This window comes from Bacillus sp. lyk4-R2A-2, assembly GCF_030209735.1.
In the GTDB taxonomy this organism is placed as follows: Bacteria; Bacillota; Bacilli; order Bacillales; family Bacillaceae; genus Bacillus; species Bacillus pumilus.
This window is the reverse complement of sequence record NZ_JARVRK010000006.1, coordinates 458412-475908: the sequence shown is the minus strand read 5'-3', so window position 1 is coordinate 475908 and position 17497 is coordinate 458412. Positions and strand designations below refer to the sequence as shown.

The 17497-nt window shown below is 42.3% G+C and carries 15 protein-coding genes; 8 read left to right on the top strand and 7 right to left on the bottom strand.

What is annotated here, in order from left to right; genetic code table 11:
* Window positions 1-729: 729 nt before the first annotated feature.
* The 5 genes from pgsB (at window position 730) to QRN39_RS13270 (ending at window position 5058) form a co-directional block, all read left to right on the top strand.
* Complete coding sequence (gene pgsB, locus QRN39_RS13290) at window positions 730-1911, top strand: poly-gamma-glutamate synthase PgsB (RefSeq protein ID WP_012011489.1); 1182 nt, start codon at window positions 730-732, stop codon at window positions 1909-1911.
* Window positions 1912-1926: 15 nt separating this feature from the next.
* Window positions 1927-2376: a poly-gamma-glutamate biosynthesis protein PgsC gene (pgsC, locus tag QRN39_RS13285; RefSeq protein ID WP_003213696.1), complete on the top strand. Its 450-nt coding sequence runs from the start codon at window positions 1927-1929 to the stop codon at window positions 2374-2376.
* An 18-nt stretch (window positions 2377-2394) separates the two neighbouring features.
* Window positions 2395-3561, top strand: coding sequence for a CapA family protein (locus QRN39_RS13280; protein WP_137054309.1), 1167 nt, complete (start codon window positions 2395-2397; stop codon window positions 3559-3561).
* Window positions 3558-3728, top strand: coding sequence for an extrachromosomal elements maintenance protein EdmS (gene edmS / locus QRN39_RS13275; RefSeq protein WP_003213661.1), 171 nt, complete (start codon window positions 3558-3560; stop codon window positions 3726-3728). Before QRN39_RS13280 ends, edmS begins: the two co-directional genes overlap by 4 nt.
* 106 nt (window positions 3729-3834) lie before the next feature.
* Entirely contained in the window at window positions 3835-5058 is a 1224-nt protein-coding gene (locus QRN39_RS13270) for a C40 family peptidase (RefSeq protein WP_284907399.1), read from the top strand.
* Between the two features lie 56 nt (window positions 5059-5114).
* Here QRN39_RS13270 and QRN39_RS13265 read toward each other — a convergent pair whose 3' ends face one another.
* Complete coding sequence (locus QRN39_RS13265) at window positions 5115-5996, bottom strand: Cof-type HAD-IIB family hydrolase (protein WP_253622095.1); 882 nt, start codon at window positions 5994-5996, stop codon at window positions 5115-5117.
* A gap of 596 nt (window positions 5997-6592) precedes the next feature.
* Window positions 6593-7558, bottom strand: coding sequence for an LCP family protein (locus QRN39_RS13260; RefSeq protein WP_003212964.1), 966 nt, complete (start codon window positions 7556-7558; stop codon window positions 6593-6595).
* Between the two features lie 272 nt (window positions 7559-7830).
* On the opposite strand from QRN39_RS13260, the gene QRN39_RS13255 reads away from it, so the two are divergent.
* On the top strand, window positions 7831-9195 hold the full coding sequence (locus QRN39_RS13255; RefSeq protein WP_106035676.1) for a sugar porter family MFS transporter: 1365 nt from the start codon (window positions 7831-7833) through the stop codon (window positions 9193-9195).
* 137 nt (window positions 9196-9332) lie between these two features.
* On the top strand, window positions 9333-10730 hold the full coding sequence (locus QRN39_RS13250) for a bifunctional glycosyltransferase family 2 protein/class I SAM-dependent methyltransferase (protein WP_050944392.1): 1398 nt from the start codon (window positions 9333-9335) through the stop codon (window positions 10728-10730).
* A gap of 13 nt (window positions 10731-10743) precedes the next feature.
* On the opposite strand, the gene QRN39_RS13245 is transcribed toward QRN39_RS13250, so the two are convergent.
* From QRN39_RS13245 to kduI, 5 genes are all read right to left on the bottom strand, one after another.
* Window positions 10744-11889, bottom strand: a complete 1146-nt coding sequence (locus tag QRN39_RS13245; protein WP_284907398.1) for a Ger(x)C family spore germination protein — start codon at window positions 11887-11889, stop codon at window positions 10744-10746.
* Window positions 11886-12986 carry a GerAB/ArcD/ProY family transporter gene (locus tag QRN39_RS13240; RefSeq protein ID WP_050944387.1) on the bottom strand — a complete coding sequence of 367 codons (1101 nt, stop codon included), beginning with the start codon at window positions 12984-12986 and terminating at the stop codon, window positions 11886-11888. The genes QRN39_RS13245 and QRN39_RS13240 overlap by 4 nt, the downstream gene beginning before the upstream one ends.
* A 3-nt stretch (window positions 12987-12989) precedes the next feature.
* Entirely contained in the window at window positions 12990-14456 is a 1467-nt protein-coding gene (locus QRN39_RS13235) for a spore germination protein (RefSeq protein ID WP_050944386.1), read from the bottom strand.
* A gap of 105 nt (window positions 14457-14561) precedes the next feature.
* Window positions 14562-15335, bottom strand: a complete 774-nt coding sequence (kduD, locus tag QRN39_RS13230; RefSeq protein ID WP_137054315.1) for a 2-dehydro-3-deoxy-D-gluconate 5-dehydrogenase KduD — start codon at window positions 15333-15335, stop codon at window positions 14562-14564.
* Between the two features lie 4 nt (window positions 15336-15339).
* On the bottom strand, window positions 15340-16167 hold the full coding sequence (gene kduI / locus QRN39_RS13225; protein WP_003212793.1) for a 5-dehydro-4-deoxy-D-glucuronate isomerase: 828 nt from the start codon (window positions 16165-16167) through the stop codon (window positions 15340-15342).
* 262 nt (window positions 16168-16429) lie between these two features.
* Here kduI and QRN39_RS13220 point away from each other — a divergent pair, with 262 nt between their 5' ends.
* Window positions 16430-17440 carry a LacI family DNA-binding transcriptional regulator gene (locus QRN39_RS13220; protein ID WP_284907396.1) on the top strand — a complete coding sequence of 337 codons (1011 nt, stop codon included), beginning with the start codon at window positions 16430-16432 and terminating at the stop codon, window positions 17438-17440.
* Window positions 17441-17497 lie beyond the last annotated feature (57 nt).

Here is a 17497-nt window from a genome sequence, read left to right as displayed (position 1 = left end):
GATTTTTTAACCTTAGTGTAAGCGGGGAAGCTGATTTTATTCGTCGCCTTTGGGGAAAGCATGACATGAATTGACAACTTTCAACTAAAATCATATTAAAAATGTTAAGAAATGATGAATCTTGATAAAAACAAATGAATAATATTTCATTATGTGGGTCATAAGGAGCGAATATCGTAAAGAGAAGGCATTTCGAAATGATCAATAGTTTACATCTTATCCCAATTTTTTGTGACCCTAAAATAAGCATATGACTTGATTTTTTATGAGGTGACCTTTGTCATAGGTCAACGTGTAGCGTTCTGACCGATGAGGATGACTTTCTAACCTGTTCCTTCAAAAATCGAAAACATTCCAAAACACGCACTATTCATTTAAAGCGCTGATACGACTGAGGTTATAGAGTTTAAAGGGCTTTAAAACATTGATTCAAAATACATCTTAACAATTGTCAAAAAATTTAGGGAGAAAAGGACAAAAGATTTTTCGATGCTTGATGGTAACGCTTACTCTTGATTGAAGCCGAAATTCAGGCTGATTTTTGTCCGTCTTTTGGCCTTTTCATTTAAAGAGGAGCTAGGTCAATCCACCTTCTGATTAGAGGAATTTGGCATACGAGGAAGTGAAAGATTATGTTACATAATACCGATTGTGATTTTATGCTGAACCTATATACTGTTGATTGAATTTACATATCACACTCATAAAAAAAGGAGATGTAGATAAGCGATGTGGTTAATCGTTATAGCCTGTGTCATCATGTTAGGGATTGGCTTTATTGAAAAGAAGCGTCACCAGAAAAATATCGATGCCCTACCGGTGCGCGTCAATATTAATGGTATTCGCGGAAAGTCTACCGTTACAAGATTGACAACCGGTATCTTAATGGAGGCAGGTTATAAAACTGTCGGCAAAACAACGGGAACAGATGCAAGAATGATTTATTGGGATACGCCAGAGGAGAAACCGATTAAAAGGAAACCGCAAGGACCGAATATCGGTGAGCAGAAGGAAGTTATGAGAGAAACCGTTGAAAGAGGAGCAAATGCCATCGTCAGTGAATGTATGGCGGTAAATCCAGATTACCAAATCATCTTTCAGGAAGAGCTGCTTCAAGCGAATATTGGCGTGATCGTAAACGTTCTTGAAGATCATATGGACGTCATGGGGCCGACACTTGATGAAATAGCAGAAGCCTTTACAGCGACAATTCCTTACAATGGACACTTGGTTATTACGGATAGTGAATATACGGATTTCTTTAAAGAGATTGCGAAAAAACGCAATACAGAAGTCATTGTTGCAGATAATTCCAAGATTTCTGATGAGTATTTACGGAAATTTGAGTACATGGTCTTCCCAGATAATGCCTCACTTGCACTTGGTGTTGCACAGGCATTGGGAATTGATGAAGATACGGCATTCCGAGGAATGTTAAATGCGCCGCCTGATCCAGGAGCGATGAGAATTCTTCCATTAATGGATGCGAAAACGCCTGGACACTTTGTAAATGGTTTTGCGGCAAATGACGCATCATCTACATTGAACATTTGGAAGCGTGTGAAAGAAATTGGATATCCAACAGATGAACCGATTATTATCATGAACTGCCGTGCGGATCGTGTAGATCGAACGATCCAGTTTGCGGAGGATGTACTTCCTTATATTGAAGCAAGTGATCTCGTCTTAATTGGTGAAACAACAGATCCAATTGTAAAGGCATATGAGGATGGAAAAATTCCGGCTGACCACTTACACAACCTTGAATATCAATCTACAGAAGAAATTATGAACATGCTTGAGAAAAAGCTTCATAATCGAGTGGTTTATGGAGTCGGCAATATTCATGGTGCCGCTGAACCGTTAATCGAAAAAATTCAAGAATACAAAATTAAGCAGCTTGTCAGCTAGGAGGAAATATAGAAAATGTTCGGATCAGATCTTTATATCTCGTTAATTTTAGGTGTTCTACTTAGTTTAATCTTTGCAGAAAAAACAGGAATCGTACCAGCTGGACTTGTTGTCCCAGGTTATCTGGCGCTTGTATTTAACCAGCCAGTCTTCATTTTAGTTGTCTTATCTGTCAGCTTGCTTACGTATGTCATCGTTCGCTTTGGTCTATCGAAATTTATGATTTTATACGGACGCAGAAAGTTTGCTGCAATGCTGATTACAGGGATTGCCTTAAAGCTAGTCTTTGATTTCTTCTACCCAGTGGTCCCATTTGAAATAGCAGAATTCCGCGGAATCGGTATTATCGTTCCTGGATTGATTGCAAATACGATTCAAAAACAAGGTCTTACGATGACCCTTGGAAGCACGTTACTTCTAAGTGGTGCAACATTTGCCATCATGTATGTTTACTATCTATTTTAAGATAAGGTGTGTCCAATGATGAATAAAAAATTGAGCTTTCAGGAAAAGCTGCTGAAAATCACAAAGAACCAAAAGAAAAAAACGAATAAACACGTGCTGATTGCTTTACCGATCGTCATTGCTTGTACATTTCTATTTACGTTTATCGGGCAAGCAAAAGTGCCAACTGTACAAAAGAATCCAGAAAACATCCTGACCGCTTCGTTTGTCGGTGACATTATGTTTGGAAGAAACGTAGAGAAAGTAACAGACCGTTATGGAAAACAGCATCTCTTTCGCTATGCTAAACCATACTTTGATGTGTCAGATTATGTGACTGGTAACTTTGAGCATCCAGTCGCATCAGACCGGGAACAAGCGGCGCAAAAGAATATTCATTTAAAAACAGATGAGGATTCTGTCAAAGCGTTGAAGGATTTGAATTTCTCTGTATTAAACTTTGCGAATAACCATGCGGCAGACTATGGTGAAAAAGGGCTAAACAAAACGATTGATGCCTTTAAACAAGCTGACATGGATTATACAGGCGCAGGCCATAACCTTCAGGATGCGAAGCAGAACATTTCGTATAAAGAAGTAAATGGTGTCAAAATCGCTACACTTGGTTTTACAGATGTGTATGGGAAAGATTTTAAAGCAACGAATCGCCAGGCCGGTATCTTGCCAGCCGACCCATCTATCTTTATTCCGATGATTTCGCAGGCTGCTGAAAAGGCAGATGTCGTCGTTGTTCATGCTCACTGGGGACAGGAGTACAACAATGAGGTAAACGATAGACAAAGAGAATTGGCAAGAGCGATGTCTAAGGCTGGTGCTGATATCATTATCGGTGCTCATCCGCACGTTCTTGAGCCAATGGAAGTCTATAACGGCACGGCGATCTTCTATAGCTTAGGAAACTTTATTTTTGACCAAGGCTGGTCAAGAACACGTGATTCTGCACTTGTTCAGTATCATCTGAATGAAGATGGAAAAGCGACATTTGAAGTGGTCCCAATGTACATCAAAGAAGCAACACCTGCTCCGGTTAAAGCAGGATCATTTGAATCAAAATCCATTATCCGTATGCTGACAAATGGTACGAATGCGGATTGGAAAGAAAAAGACGGACACATTTTCTTTGAAGTAGATCACGCTGATAAAGTTAAACACTTAAAAGAAAACGGAGGGAAAGAGAAGAAATGAAATTTCTAAAAGCAAGCTGGCCGTTTGTTGCGTTAATTTTAGTCTTTGTCTTTATGTCTGCTTTTAAATTTAGTGACAGCCTCACAGATCATGAAAAACAAAAGATCTCGGTTGAAATGCAGAAAATCGAACAACAAAAACAGTCAAAAACGGAAGCAAGTAAATAACTCTAACGAGCATAGAGGGCACGCATTGCGTGCTCTTTTTTGTCGAAAAAAGGTGTAAAAGGTTAGGTGTCATGCCGAAACTATAGAAGAAAGGAGGGGAAAGGTCATGAAGTGGAAAGGAATAGTGATTGGTGGGTGCGCGCTCGTAGGGCTCATGTTCATGAATCAATCAGAAGCAGTTGCTCAAACAGCGTCTCCTTTGCAGCAAGCGGAAAAGCTGATTGGAACACCTTATCATAAAGGAGGAACCGATCCAAAAACGGGCTTTGACGCATCAGGGTTTACGCAATATGTGTACAAGACATCAGGCGCTTTTGATTTGCCGCGGAAGGTAATCGATCAGTATCAGATTGGAAAAAAGGTATCATGGGACAAAGCCCAGCCAGGTGACCTTGTATATTTTCGAAGCCTTGAAGAAACAAAGGATATCCCGACACATGTAGGATTTTACGCTGGTAACGATCAGGTCATTCACATCACGCTTAGTCAAGGTGTGGTGAAAACAGACGTCAGCAAAAGCAAATACTGGACGAACCGATTTTATGCAGTCAAACGACTTCCCGGCACACCGTCAATCTCGGATAATCGTCTTGTGAAAGATACGATGAAATATGTAGGTATTCCTTATGTATTTGGTGCAGCAGACCCTAAGATTGGCTTTGATTGTTCAGGCTTTTTACAATATGTATTTGAAAAATCACTAGGGATTTATTTGCCTCGAAGTGCTGAACAGCAGTGGATGGTTGGAGAAAAAGTGGCATTAGATGATATACGTCCTGGGGATTTTGTCTTTTTTAGCAACACATATAAGCCAGGCATTTCTCATGTAGGGATGTATATTGGGGGCGACCGTTTTATTCATGCGAGCCGTTCGGAAAGTGTCACGATTTCTTATTTGTCTGAATCGTATTGGCGCGAAAAATGGACAGGTGCGAAACGATTAACGGAGCTGAAATTAGCAAAAGAAGACCCGATTGTCTCAAAAGCCGCTACGTATATTGGTGAAGTTCCTTATGTCAAAGGTGGGACGAATCCAAAGCAAGGCTTTGACACAGCAGGGTTCACACAATATGTGTATCGTGAAGTGCTTGGTATTGAGCTGCCTCGTTATGCGTCAGGTCAAGTCAAGGCAGGTACGCCTGTGAAACGGTCGGAGCTGAAGCCGGGAGATCTCGTTTTCTTTAGTGGAACGTCATTGATACCGGCCATTTATGCAGGATCAAATCAAGTGATTCATATGACCGTCTCAAATGGTGTCGTGCTTACGAATATGAAAACAAGTACGTACTGGAAGGATAAGTATGAGACGGCTGTTAGAATCAAAAAATAAAGAAAAAGCCCGATCCACACTCGTATCGGACTTTTAGACTTCTCTTTAGGCGCTGATCAGACAAGCGTCTTTTTTTCGTGGAATTGATTTTGTAAAAGGAGATCAATAAAGTAAGCAACACCGTCTTCATGATTGCCTTTTGTAATGTAGGTGCTCTTGTCTTTAATGACATCAACGGCATTCCCCATTGCAATGCGGTGGCCTGCTTCCTCAAACATGGATAGATCGTTGGGGCTGTCGCCAATCGCATAAATATGTGAGCGGTCTACGCCGTAATGAGCTGCGAGCTTTTTGAGGGCATGTCCTTTTCCAGACTCTTTTGGAAGAACCTCAATGATATGTTTTCCAGAAGAGGTCAATGAAAGCTCAGGCATTTCCGCGAGAAGATCTCGAGCTTCCTGTAGTTTGTTCATATCAAACGAGAAGCAGAGTAATTTATAGGTCGCTTCATTCGACCCAAAAATCTGACGAATATCATCCACTGGTTTGATGCCGAATTGTTTGAATTGAGTCATTGCCCCTTCCCATAAATCAGCTATATCTTCATTTGGATTCGCGCTTTTGATCACATCAAATTCTGCTTTCAGCTTCTCTTTTCCATCAAAAGGAGAGAGGAGCGCATCGTCCGTGTAAACCTCAAAGTAAATGTTTCGTTCTACTAAAGCCTGAGCCGCTCGTTTTCCTGCTTCTTGGTCAAGTGTGATACGGCTGAAAAGTTCGTAACCTTCTGTATGAACGGTTCCGCCGTTTGCTGCAATAATAGGGATGTCCAAATCGCCAAGCAGTTCCTTCACGTCAAAAGTCGCCCGCCCTGTACAGATGGTGACAATATATCCCGCTTCCTTCGCGCGGATCAATGCCTCCCTGTTTTGAGCAGATATTTCACTTTTTGTATTTAAAAGTGTACCGTCTAAATCAATCGCAATCATTTTTTTCATCGCTGTCAAATCCTCCTTCATGCATGCAATAGCCTCTTCAAAGTATGTACGATTTCCTTCATTCTCATGAGCAATACGATGCTTGTCCTCTCTATCAAGGCTAAACAAAAATGATCGAATGATCAAGGAAATAAGCCAAAGGGGTAAAATCTGCATCATCGTCAGCAAGTAAAAAAGCGCCCCTTAGTGACGCTTTCAGCGTGTAGACAAACCTTCGCATTCGGTGTCAGTCCTGTGCGCCGATGCTCACGAATATTAAATTCGCTCCGCTTCTGTGCTCGTTCTTCCTAGAGTGCAAAGGTTTTCTATCACGCTGAAAAGAAGACAAAGGGCTAAAATAAAAACCAATTTAGCCCTTTGTCAACAATCAAAAAGCGCCCCTTAGTGACGCTTTCAGCGTGTAGACAAACCCTCGCATTCGTTGTCAGGTCTGCGCTCTGGTGCTCACGAATGTCAAATTCGCTCCGCTCCGATGCTCGTCCTTCCTAGACTTCAAAGGTTTTCTATCACGCTGAAAAGAAGACAAAGGGCTAAAATAAAAACCAATTTAGCCCTTTGTCAACAATCAAAAAGCGCCCCTTAGGGACGCTTTCTGTTTATGATAATTCAAGCTGCTTCTTCAATTCAGTCTTCACTTCGTTTAGCTGGTTTTGATCCAATTGGTAATAATAAACTCCGTTTGGCTGGTAATCAGAGCCTTTCAGCTGAATGGTATCAACCGATTTCAATGACGTCAGAAGCGGGAAAAGCCCGACTAGCTCTTTCATTGAAAGGTTGGTCGCGACATTATCACCAAGTGTATCAATGATATTGTCATATGACGGAATAGATGTTAACGATTTTGATTTATCAAAAATGGCTTTTAATACTTCCATTTGACGCTGCCCGCGCATTAAATCACTATCTGCTTTTCTTGTTCTCACATATGCAAGAGCTTGATCACCGTCTAGCGTATGAGTTCCTGTTTGAAGCTGTACCTTGCCCTTTGTATCTTTTAGAACCTGTTTGACCACATATTCATCCTTGACGTTAATAGAGACCCCGTTTAGTTCATTGACGATCTCTTTAAATGCTTTGAAATTACTTTGGATCACAAAATCAACCGGAATATCTAGTAAATCTTCGACTGTACTTAAGGTTAAATCTGCACCGCCAAATGCGTGTGCATGTGTAATTTTGTCATAGCCATGCCCTGGAATATTCACGTATGAGTCCCTTGGAATGCTTAATAATTTCACGGTTTTATTTGTACGATTGACGGTTGCTAAGACCATCGCATCGCTTCGTGCTTGTTTCACTGTTTCGCCCGGTCTGCTGTCAATACCAAGCAGCAAGACAGAAAAGCTGTCTTTCCCAGGATCGAATGCTTCAATCCGTTTGACAGATTGAGCGCCGCGATCTAAAGATACTTGTGCTTTTTTTGCAGCGCTTGTCACTTTATAGTAGGCATAGCCTGTGACAGAAGCGGTTGTCAGTAAAAGGATACCGACTATAAATAGAGTGACTTTCACCCATGGTTTTAAACGCTTTTTTCCTTTGCGTTTGCTTCTTGATTGATCCATATATTTTAAACCCTCGCTATGATTTTTATAGTAAAGATGTCCTTCTTTTTGTCTTACAAACTAAAACAAATATACCTTAAAACGGGATATAGTGCGACGTTTTTTTCACTAACGCTTAATTGACGTTTCCTTATCGTAAAAAGTTTCAATGATACGCAAATGAAATATATTTGTCATAAAACATCGAAATGTTTGAAGTGACAGAAAGTGAGGAAAATGATTTTCCATAGAGAAACACCCAGTACATACAGAACAAAAGAGGGGTTATGAACATGAAAAATCGGAATGGATGGCTTTATTTTTTCGGCGCACTTGGCGGCGCCTTATATGGCTATGATACAGGTGTCATTTCTGGCGCCATCTTATTTATGAAAGAGGATTTAGGGTTAAACGCATTTACAGAGGGACTTGTTGTCAGCTCGATTTTAATCGGAGCGATGCTCGGTTCCTCTCTATCTGGAAAGCTGACAGATCAATTTGGGCGGAAAAAAGCCATCATCGCCGCAGCGATTTTATTTATTATCGGCGGATTTGGTACAGCCCTTGCTCCGAATACGGAAGTGATGGTCTTATTCCGAATTGTGCTAGGACTTGCTGTCGGGTGCTCGACCACGATTGTTCCATTATATTTATCTGAACTTGCTCCAAAGGAATCGAGAGGTGCACTGTCCTCATTAAACCAGCTCATGATCACATTTGGTATTCTTCTCGCCTATATTGTGAATTACTCTTTAGCGGATGCAGAGGCATGGCGCCTGATGCTTGGAATTGCGGTCGTGCCTTCTGTGCTTTTATTATGTGGGATTATGTTTATGCCAGAAAGCCCCCGCTGGCTGTTTGTCCATGGACAGGCAGACCGTGCGAAAGAGATATTATCTAAACTCAGAAAAAGTAAGCAAGAAGTGGAAGAAGAAATTTCAGACATTCAACAGGCGGAAAGTGAAGAAAAAGGCGGTTTTAAGGAATTATTTGAGCCATGGGTACGCCCAGCATTAATCGCTGGTGTCGGTCTTGCCTTTCTGCAGCAGTTTATCGGTACCAATACAATTATTTACTATGCACCAAAAACATTCACAAGCGTTGGTTTTGGTAATTCAGCGGCCATTTTAGGAACCGTCGGAATTGGGGCAGTGAATGTTGTCATGACGTTTGTGGCGATTAAAATTATTGACCGTGTAGGGCGTAAAGCGTTGCTCTTATTTGGGAATGCTGGCATGGTCCTTAGTTTAATAGTCCTGTCAGTGGTCAATCGATTTTTCGAGGGGTCAACAGCTGCGGGATGGACGACTATTATTTGTTTAGGGCTCTTTATCGTCATCTTTGCTGTCAGCTGGGGTCCTGTCGTTTGGGTCATGCTTCCTGAGCTGTTTCCGGTACATGTCCGAGGAATTGGTACAGGTGTCTCTACCTTCCTCCTTCATACAGGGAATTTAATCATCTCGCTTACATTCCCAACTTTACTAAGCGCGATGGGTATCAGTAATCTTTTCCTTATTTACGCGGTCATCGGCGTAGGCGCCTTCTTGTTTGTGAAATATATGGTGACTGAAACGAAAGGGAAAAGTCTTGAAGAAATTGAAGAAGATTTAAAAAAGAGGAACCGTTCCGTTACAGGTGACGAAGGAAAAACGGTGTGAACAATGACCGGCTGCCCGCATGCAGCTGGTTTTTCTTTGTTAAACAAACGTTTAATCAAGAAAGGACAATCTCTCATCTTCTGAACGTGCTGCATATGACATACATATGGAATAGGCGGGCGAAAGGTGGAAATGAGATGAAAGGGAAAACGAGCATTGTCATCCTGACATATAATGAACTGCATTTAACGAAAAAATGTATCGACAGCATCAAGCAGCATACCCGAAGTGACCAATATGAACTCATCATCGTTGATAATGCGTCAACCGACGGGACGAAGGAATATGTGAGAGAGCTGAAAGATGTGATTTTCATAGAAAATGCAGAAAATCGAGGCTTTGCAAAGGGCTGTAATCAAGGAGCAAAAAAAGCGACAGGGGATAGCATTCTCTTTTTAAATAACGACACGATCGTCACGGAAAACTGGCTTTCTCCATTAAAAGAGGCGTTATTTGCATCAGAACGTATCGGGATGGTAGGGCCAGTCTCCAATTATGTGAGCGGTCCTCAAATGGTCGAGCCAACGTATACAGATGTAAAGGAGCTTCCAGCCTTTGCGAAGAATTATACGGCTGCAAAAAAAGGTCAGAGAACTTATGTACATCGGCTTGTGGGATTTTGTCTGCTTGTGAAAAGAGAGCTCATTGAAGAGGTGGGTTTATTTGATGAGAGGTTCGTGTATGGATCTTTTGAGGATGACGACCTTTGTTTGAGATCCTTGCTGAAGGGATATCAGCTTCAAATCGTTCACGATTCATTTGTGCATCATCACGGTCATGCAACCTTTCGAGCGAATCAAGAAACGAACATCTCTACATTGTTTGCAGAGAACAGGCTTCGGTTTTTAGATAAATGGGGCATTGATCTTAATTTGATGACCCCTCATCCGTACTTTGCGGCTCTGCTGCCTGAAGATGCTGTTTGTGTACTGGATGCGGGATGCGGCGCAGGAGCAACAGGGCTTGAACTAATGAATCGGCAGTCTGTTGACATGTACGGAGTAGAGGCTGATCCATTAAAAGCAGCCATCGCAAAGGCATATTACAAAGAAGTCATCGAGGCAAAAGCGGATGAGTACCCATGGTTAGAGAAAGAGGCTTTTTTTGATGCGGTCATTTTTTCGGATGTTTTAGAGCATGTGTCAGATCCTTGGCACATCATTGAACAAGCGCACGCATCTTTAAAGCCAGGCGGCGTGATCATTTGCTGCCTGCCCAACATGATGCATGCGGAGGTGCTTTTTCCGTTAATGACAGGGGATTTTACGTATCAAGATGTAGGAATTTTAGACCGAGGTCACCTGAGGTTCTTCACACCAAATACCATGCGTGCGCTTTTCCCAGATCATTTGTTTGAACGGGTGATTGAGCAGAGGATCAATGTTCCGATTGATCAAAACGTCCAATTGTTTTTTGACGAGGTGGCAAGAGTAGGAGCGTCACTTGGCTTTCAAACAAAAGCGTTGACTGATCAAGTGACCTTGTATCAGCTTCTCATCGTCGTGCGTAAAAAAGGCGGCTCCCCTTCGGGATAACCGCCTTTTTGCTTTACCATTTAAAGCTTTTTGTTGCACCTTCTGCACCAAAGTTCAAGATGCTGACTTTGACATCGTAATCAATAGCTGCTTCTTGGAAGAGCCTATCCCACTCGGTACCATGCTGATCCCAATAGTCAGGATATTTCATACGGAACTGCTGGTTAAAAAATATGGGATCAACGCCCACTTCTTTTTGCACATGATGGACCGCTTTTTGAATGCGTTCTTTAATTTTATGAGCAAAAATCCGCTCAAATCGTTCGATATACTGCTCATCGAATGAGTTTTCAGGAGGATATTGATCCTCAGACAATTTTCCATTTGTTTGTACGCTAATTTTAAAGGATACCTTTCCATTTTTCAGATAGGGCTCGACCTTCGTTTTTGCTTTTTTGATTTCATACGTTATCGGATAACCTTTGTAGGTGGCAGGTACAACGCCGCCTGAAATTCGGTCCATCACCCAGTTTAAAGATTGGACATCCTTCGCAGGGATGAAACCGATCAGCTTACGTGTTTTTCCGTGAATGATGCCTGCTCCATCATAAATAAGTTCACCGTCTATCGCATCTACACTTTGCACAAGGAAGCTAACGCCCATCTGAAAGTAATCGGACGCTCTGCCAATACGTGTTGGCGGTACGATCTTTCCGTTAAAGCTTCGATTTTTGGATGTTTCGAAGATATGCTCAACTGGGACCTTTTGCTGTGATTTCAATTTTTGGTTGACGACTTTTGACGCATCTCCTCGTGTCACGAGGAGATAGCTGCTGCGCCGAACCTCATCATCTCGAATAAAATGATTGAGTGTTCCTTGAATATCGTGATGCTCCGCCTGGGTTTTACCAAACAAAAAGATTTTCAGGTGATCACTATAGATCGGCGGGTCCTTCAAGGCGACATTACTGACAGCCTCCAGCACATTTTTTCCCTTCGAGACAACATTCACATAGCTGGGAGAATCGGCTTCTTGTGTTCCGCCTGTTTTCGGTACAAGGTTTTGGTAGGTCAGCTTAACGCCATCCTCGTCTTCCTCATCAATACCAACACCGCGTACAAACGATAGTTTTTCAATATCCTTTAAATCCCAGCATCCTACTGATAGAAGAAAAAGGCAGCAGGAAAAAAAGAATAACAGTACACGCCTTCCTCTCATGCAGAACGACCTCCCCATTTTTTGCGTATCATCAGCAGAACAGCTGTAATAAAAGGAATGGCTAAAACCGCGAACAATGCGTAGCCGAGTAAAGTAGAGTAGTAAAAGACTTCATTGATATTTTTCGGAAATAAAGAGAGGGCAGAGGTAATCAAAAACAGCAGCCAAAGCAGTCTCGTTACATTGGTCGTCTTAAATACTGTGTGGCATCCTTTAATGGCAAATTGGAAAAAGCCAAGCATGCAAATAAACTGCTGGCACGTCCAGATCGTCAGTAAAAAAATATCAAATCTTTCAATGAAGACCCCTTCAAGTTCTAGTGCTTGAATGAGTGAGACAGTGGGCCAGGTGAGGGATTTTGTTTCTCCCACTGTCATGGAGCCAATCACAATAAAAAGTGTGAGCGAGTACACGAGGGTTGTAATTCCAACTCCAATGGCAGCGGCCCATTTCGCCTTCGACCATTTGTCTTTATAAATGAGTGGTACAACAAACAAAATGACCTCAAAGCCTGTAAATTGAATAAATGTTTGAGAGAACAAATTACTGAAATCTTTAAACCCGTGCGCCATGACAGGACGTAAATAATCAAAATCAAATATTTTCAGACAAAACAGCATGAGCCCAATGTAAATGATCAAGGCGATGGGATAAATGTACGTGACCATTTTGACGACTGGAAAGATACCACTTTTCAAATGATAGATCGCCACGAGAAGAAAAATCATCACAATCACTGCCATGGGAGTCGATTCCAGCAGGAAAAATTGGACAACTTCCCCGAGTACACGCGCTTCAAAACCGACAATGCCTAGTAAATAGGCAATCAGCATTAAATTAAAGAACGTGCCAATGATGGCACCGGCTCCTTTTCTATTTGACTCAAAAATAGTATCCGGCGCATTTTTTTCAGCAATCCATCCTAACAAAAAAGCAACGAAAGCAAAGATGACTCCCTGTATTAATACAATGATCCAGCCATCAGGGAATCCTGAATTGGCAGAACTGCGAGGAATGGTTAAAATTCCAGCGCCTATCATTGTAGAGCTGCACAGAATGGTGACTTGTAACAATGATAGCTTCTCAGCTCTGTACATCGTTTAATCTCCTTGTCTTTTGAGATTTTTTATTTTTGCTGTTTTCGGTCTCGATTTAAATAGCCCAATTGGTAAACGTACGTACGTATCCTTTAAATCTGAAAACGGTGAAGACAAAACAGGTGTGAAATAGTCAAAACCAAAGGTCTTTAATTGCATCAGGTGACAAAGCACAAATAAATAACACATGATTAAGCCATATAACCCAAACATCGCTGAACTGAAAATAGCCATAAACCGCAAGATGCGTAGCGGGAAACTAAAGTCATAGGATGGTGCCGTAAAGTCAGCAAGTGCAGTCAGCGACACAATAATCACCATTAAGGCACTGACAATATTGGCTTGGACAGCCGCCTGACCAATGATGACGCCGCCAATGAGCCCAATTGTCTGCCCGATGGCTCTAGGAAGCCGAAGTCCAGCTTCCCGCAGCAGCTCTATCGTAAAAGACATAAGAATCGCCTCAACAACAGGAGGGAACGGAACATTCTGCCGGCTGCCTGCGATGGTGAGTGCCATCCGTGTGGGTAATAAGCCTGGATGATAAGAGACAAGTGCAATGTAAAGCCCAGGTAAAAAAATCGTGAGCAGCACGGCGATATAACGGAGTAAACGTAAAAGAGTCGCGCTAGTCCATCTCTGATAATAATCTTCAGGTGATTGCATCAAGGCTGTAAAGGTCATCGGTAAAATGAGCGCAAAAGGAGTGCCATCGAGTAAAATTGACACTTTTCCTTCAAGCACAGATGCAATCACCCGGTCAGGACGTTCTGTATTTTGAATCTGCGGAAAAATGGAGATGTGGCTGTCCTCAATTAGCTGTTCAATATAGCCGGTTTCAGGGATGTCATCCATTTTGATTTCGGTCATACGTGATAAAACATCTTCTACTAATTTAGGGTCAACAATATCACGAACGTACACAAGGGCTGCGGACTTCTTATTGCGAGTACCTACATTTACCTTTTGAATGACAAGGTTTGGGTCGTTTGCCCGCTCACGAATCAAAGCCGTGTTTTTTTCAAGATTTTCAATAAAACCGATCCGAGGCCCTCTTACAAGGACTTCCGATTGTGGCTCTTCTACTTCTCTAAATTGAAAAAGGTTCGTTTGGAGCGCAAGTGCTTGAGCCGCGCCATCTACAAATAAAATAGCCCTGCCGTTATATAACTGCTCGATGGCAAGGTTCATATCCTCCAGCACGTCATTTTGGATGCCAAAGAACGTTTTAGACAGGGCTGGAAGCGTACTAGAATCAACCTCGGTGATAGCCAGTTCCTTTTGCATGGGTGAAATGATTTGTTTGGAAATCATCTCAAATTCTGTGAGTCCTTCAACGTACATGAGACATGCAGAGATAGCAGAAGGGCCAAATGAAAATGAGTGGAACACGATATCATCACTTTTCCCAGCAAAGCTTTTGACGCGCTTGATGACGGACGCTATATCTTGTTCAATACGACTTTTCATAATACCTCACCCTCATGTCATGTTTTTTATAGAGTGACTCGGATGGTGGAGAATTATGCAAATAGAAAAAAGAGAATCCCTGCAAATAGGAATTCTCTCGTCTGTTTATCTCGCAAGCCAGCCGCCATCAACCGCTAAAATATGACCGTTCATATAATCGGAGGCTGGTGAGCTAAGGAAAACAGCCGCACCGGCTAGATCCTCAGGCTTTCCCCAGCGCCCGGCAGGGATTCGTTTGAGAATCTCTTCATTTCGATTTTCATCGTCCCGAATGGCTTGCGTGTTATTGGTCGAAATGTAACCAGGAGCGATCGCATTCACTTGTATATGCTGGTTCGCCCATTCGTTTGCAAAAGCCTTCGTCAGCCCTGCGACTGCGTGTTTACTTGCTGTATAAGCGGGGACAAAGACGCCGCCTTGAAACGATAGAAGGGAGGCGATATTGACGATTTTCCCTTGCCCATTTTTCAGCATCTGCCGCCCAACCCTTTGGGTGAGGAAAAAGAGACTATTGATATTCACATCCATGACCGTATGCCAATCTTCCTCTGAATAATGAGCGGCCTGCTCTCTTTTAATGGTGCCAGCATTATTGATTAAAATATCGATCGTATGCTTTTGTAACATGGCATCGACAGCCTGCTTTGCAGTTTGAGGGTCGGAAAAGTCAACCTGAACCGCATGAAACGAGCGGCCCGCCTGTTCGACTAGCGCTTTCGTTTCCTCAAGCGGTGTGTGGTGGTATGTGCCAATAATATCTGCGCCTGACCTGGCAAGCGCCACAGCAATGCCCTGCCCAATGCCGGTTCCAGGGCCTGTCACAAGGGCTGTTTTGCCTTCAAGAGAAAAGAGGGACGCTACATAGGATGCTGTCGTCATCACATTACCTCAGCTGGTCCATTGGGACAAAGTCCATATCTTTAAACGTATAGTTCTCGCCCGCCATCGCCCAAATAAATGAATAATTCGCTGTACCCGAGCCTGAATGAATAGACCAGGCAGGAGAAATGACCGCTTCCTCATTGGCCACAACGAGGTGTCTTGTTTCAGATGGCTCCCCCATAAAATGAAAGACACGAGCATCTTCTTCGATATCAAGATATAAGTACACTTCCATACGCCGATCATGAATATGAGCGGGCATCGTATTCCACGTGTTATTGGTTTCCAGCTGAGTGATTCCCATCATGAGCTGACAGCTTTGGATGCCGTTTGCGTGGATGACTTGATACAGGTTTCGTACGTTTGAAGCAGACGCTTCCCCTAAGTGATTCGGTGTTAATTCAGCGATGGCTGCTTTTTGCGTAGGGTACGCTTGATGAGCCGTGGCGGATACAAGATAGAACTTGGCTCCCTCGCCGGATGAACTAGCAAACTGTACATCTTCGTGTCCAAGCCCAATATATAAGAAATCTTTGTGCTCCAGTACAAAGGCTTCACCATCGACAGTGACTGTTCCTTGACCGCCGACATTTACAATGCCGATTTCTCGTCTTTCAAGGAAATATTCTGTACGTAGAAAGTCGCCGGCATCTAATTTGAGCGGCTCTGCAGATGGCATGACTCCGCCAATCACCACGCGGTCCTCATGTGAATAGTAGAGCTTTAATTCACCGCTGACGAATAGTGTAGGAATATGAAAATGACGACGAAGTTCCTCTGTTGTAAAACGTTTGACCTGCTCAGGATGTACAGCATAACGATTTTCCATTTGAAATAAGCCTCCCTTTCCATCTGAAACAAAGTATGGGTATTTTATTTGGTATCGGTTTCAAGGAAAATTTTAGAGGAAAAAGAGCATGCCGTCAACCGTTATTTTGAAATCGCTTTCTTTTTGTTTATTTAAATGTTTTTTTGCCATCTCCAAGCAAAAAAATCTTCTGGAATTCAAGAAATTATGATATGCTCTTTTTAAGTTATTTGAAATCGGTTTCGAAACAAATGAGAAGACATTAATTGTGGGAGTTTTTTGAATGAAAGAGAAAAAGCAAACGAAAGTGACCATCAACGAAGTGGCCGCTTATGCAGGTGTTTCAAAATCAACTGTATCCAGATATATCAATGGCAGAACAAATGAAATTTCTACTGAAAAGGTCAAAAAAATTAAAAAAGCCATTGAGGAACTGCATTATCGTCCGAGTCAGCTCGCACAAGGTTTGAAAGTAAGAAAAAGCAAGGTCATTGGGTTCATTGTAGCCGACATTACGAACCCATTCTCTGTAGCGACACTTCGCGGAGTCGAAGAAATTTGTGATGAATATGGATACAGCATCATGGTATGCAACACAGATAACCGACCAGAAAAAGAACGAGAAATGCTCCTCAAGCTGAATGCACATTATATTGAAGGGCTCATCATCAATACGACAGGTCAGAACAATGACATTCTGCAGGATTTGAAGGAAAACGGTGTGCCGATTGTCCTTGTTGACCGGAAATTACCTGAACTAAAAGTCGACACAGTGACAACGAATAACCGTGATATCACCATCCAGTTGCTTCAACAAATGTATGAGAAAGGCTATGAGCACATCGCCTTCTTTACTGAACCGGTCGATGGAATCAGTCCTCGTGAAGAACGAAAAGAAGCATATGAACAGACAGCCATGAGTGAATATAAGAAGCCGCTCATTGCAGAAATTGATTTGAAACAAAAGGAACAACTGCGAGAAGAGCTTGTCCATTTTGTCCAATCAAGCCAGCAAAAAAAAGCGATTTTAGCAGCCAATGGATTACTTATGCTGAAGCTGATCAGTGAGCTTGTAGAACTCGGGTTAAAGATTCCAGAAGATATAGGCATCGCAGGCTTTGATGATACAGAATGGTATAAGCTGATTGGGCCTGGAATCACAACGGTTGCCCAGCCATCTCATGAAATGGGGAAAGCCGCCATGCAAAAAATCAAGACTCGGCTTGAAGGGGATGAAAGTGCGCCCCAAACCATTCAGCTTGATGGAGAAATCATCGTAAGAAAATCCTTATAAACAGACAGAGAAGAGTATACATACGTGCATGCTCTCTCTTTTTCAACTGATTTGAAA

Bases quoted from the DNA above. Each gene is read 5' to 3' on its own strand.
- QRN39_RS13245 (WP_284907398.1), bottom strand. From the start codon at position 11,889: ATGAGAGGAAGGCGTGTACTGTTATTCTTTTTTTCCTGCTGCCTTTTT.
- QRN39_RS13265 (WP_253622095.1), bottom strand. From the start codon at position 5,996: ATGAAAAAAATGATTGCGATTGATTTAGACGGTACACTTTTAAATACA.
- pgsC (WP_003213696.1), top strand. From the start codon at position 1,927: ATGTTCGGATCAGATCTTTATATCTCGTTAATTTTAGGTGTTCTACTT.
- QRN39_RS13270 (WP_284907399.1), top strand. From the start codon at position 3,835: ATGAAGTGGAAAGGAATAGTGATTGGTGGGTGCGCGCTCGTAGGGCTC.
- edmS (WP_003213661.1), top strand. From the start codon at position 3,558: ATGAAATTTCTAAAAGCAAGCTGGCCGTTTGTTGCGTTAATTTTAGTC.
- QRN39_RS13280 (WP_137054309.1), top strand. From the start codon at position 2,395: ATGAATAAAAAATTGAGCTTTCAGGAAAAGCTGCTGAAAATCACAAAG.
- QRN39_RS13235 (WP_050944386.1), bottom strand. From the start codon at position 14,456: ATGAAAAGTCGTATTGAACAAGATATAGCGTCCGTCATCAAGCGCGTC.
- QRN39_RS13240 (WP_050944387.1), bottom strand. From the start codon at position 12,986: ATGTACAGAGCTGAGAAGCTATCATTGTTACAAGTCACCATTCTGTGC.
- kduD (WP_137054315.1), bottom strand. From the start codon at position 15,335: ATGACGACAGCATCCTATGTAGCGTCCCTCTTTTCTCTTGAAGGCAAA.
- QRN39_RS13250 (WP_050944392.1), top strand. From the start codon at position 9,333: ATGAAAGGGAAAACGAGCATTGTCATCCTGACATATAATGAACTGCAT.
- QRN39_RS13220 (WP_284907396.1), top strand. From the start codon at position 16,430: ATGAAAGAGAAAAAGCAAACGAAAGTGACCATCAACGAAGTGGCCGCT.
- pgsB (WP_012011489.1), top strand. From the start codon at position 730: ATGTGGTTAATCGTTATAGCCTGTGTCATCATGTTAGGGATTGGCTTT.
- kduI (WP_003212793.1), bottom strand. From the start codon at position 16,167: ATGGAAAATCGTTATGCTGTACATCCTGAGCAGGTCAAACGTTTTACA.
- QRN39_RS13260 (WP_003212964.1), bottom strand. From the start codon at position 7,558: ATGGATCAATCAAGAAGCAAACGCAAAGGAAAAAAGCGTTTAAAACCA.
- QRN39_RS13255 (WP_106035676.1), top strand. From the start codon at position 7,831: ATGAAAAATCGGAATGGATGGCTTTATTTTTTCGGCGCACTTGGCGGC.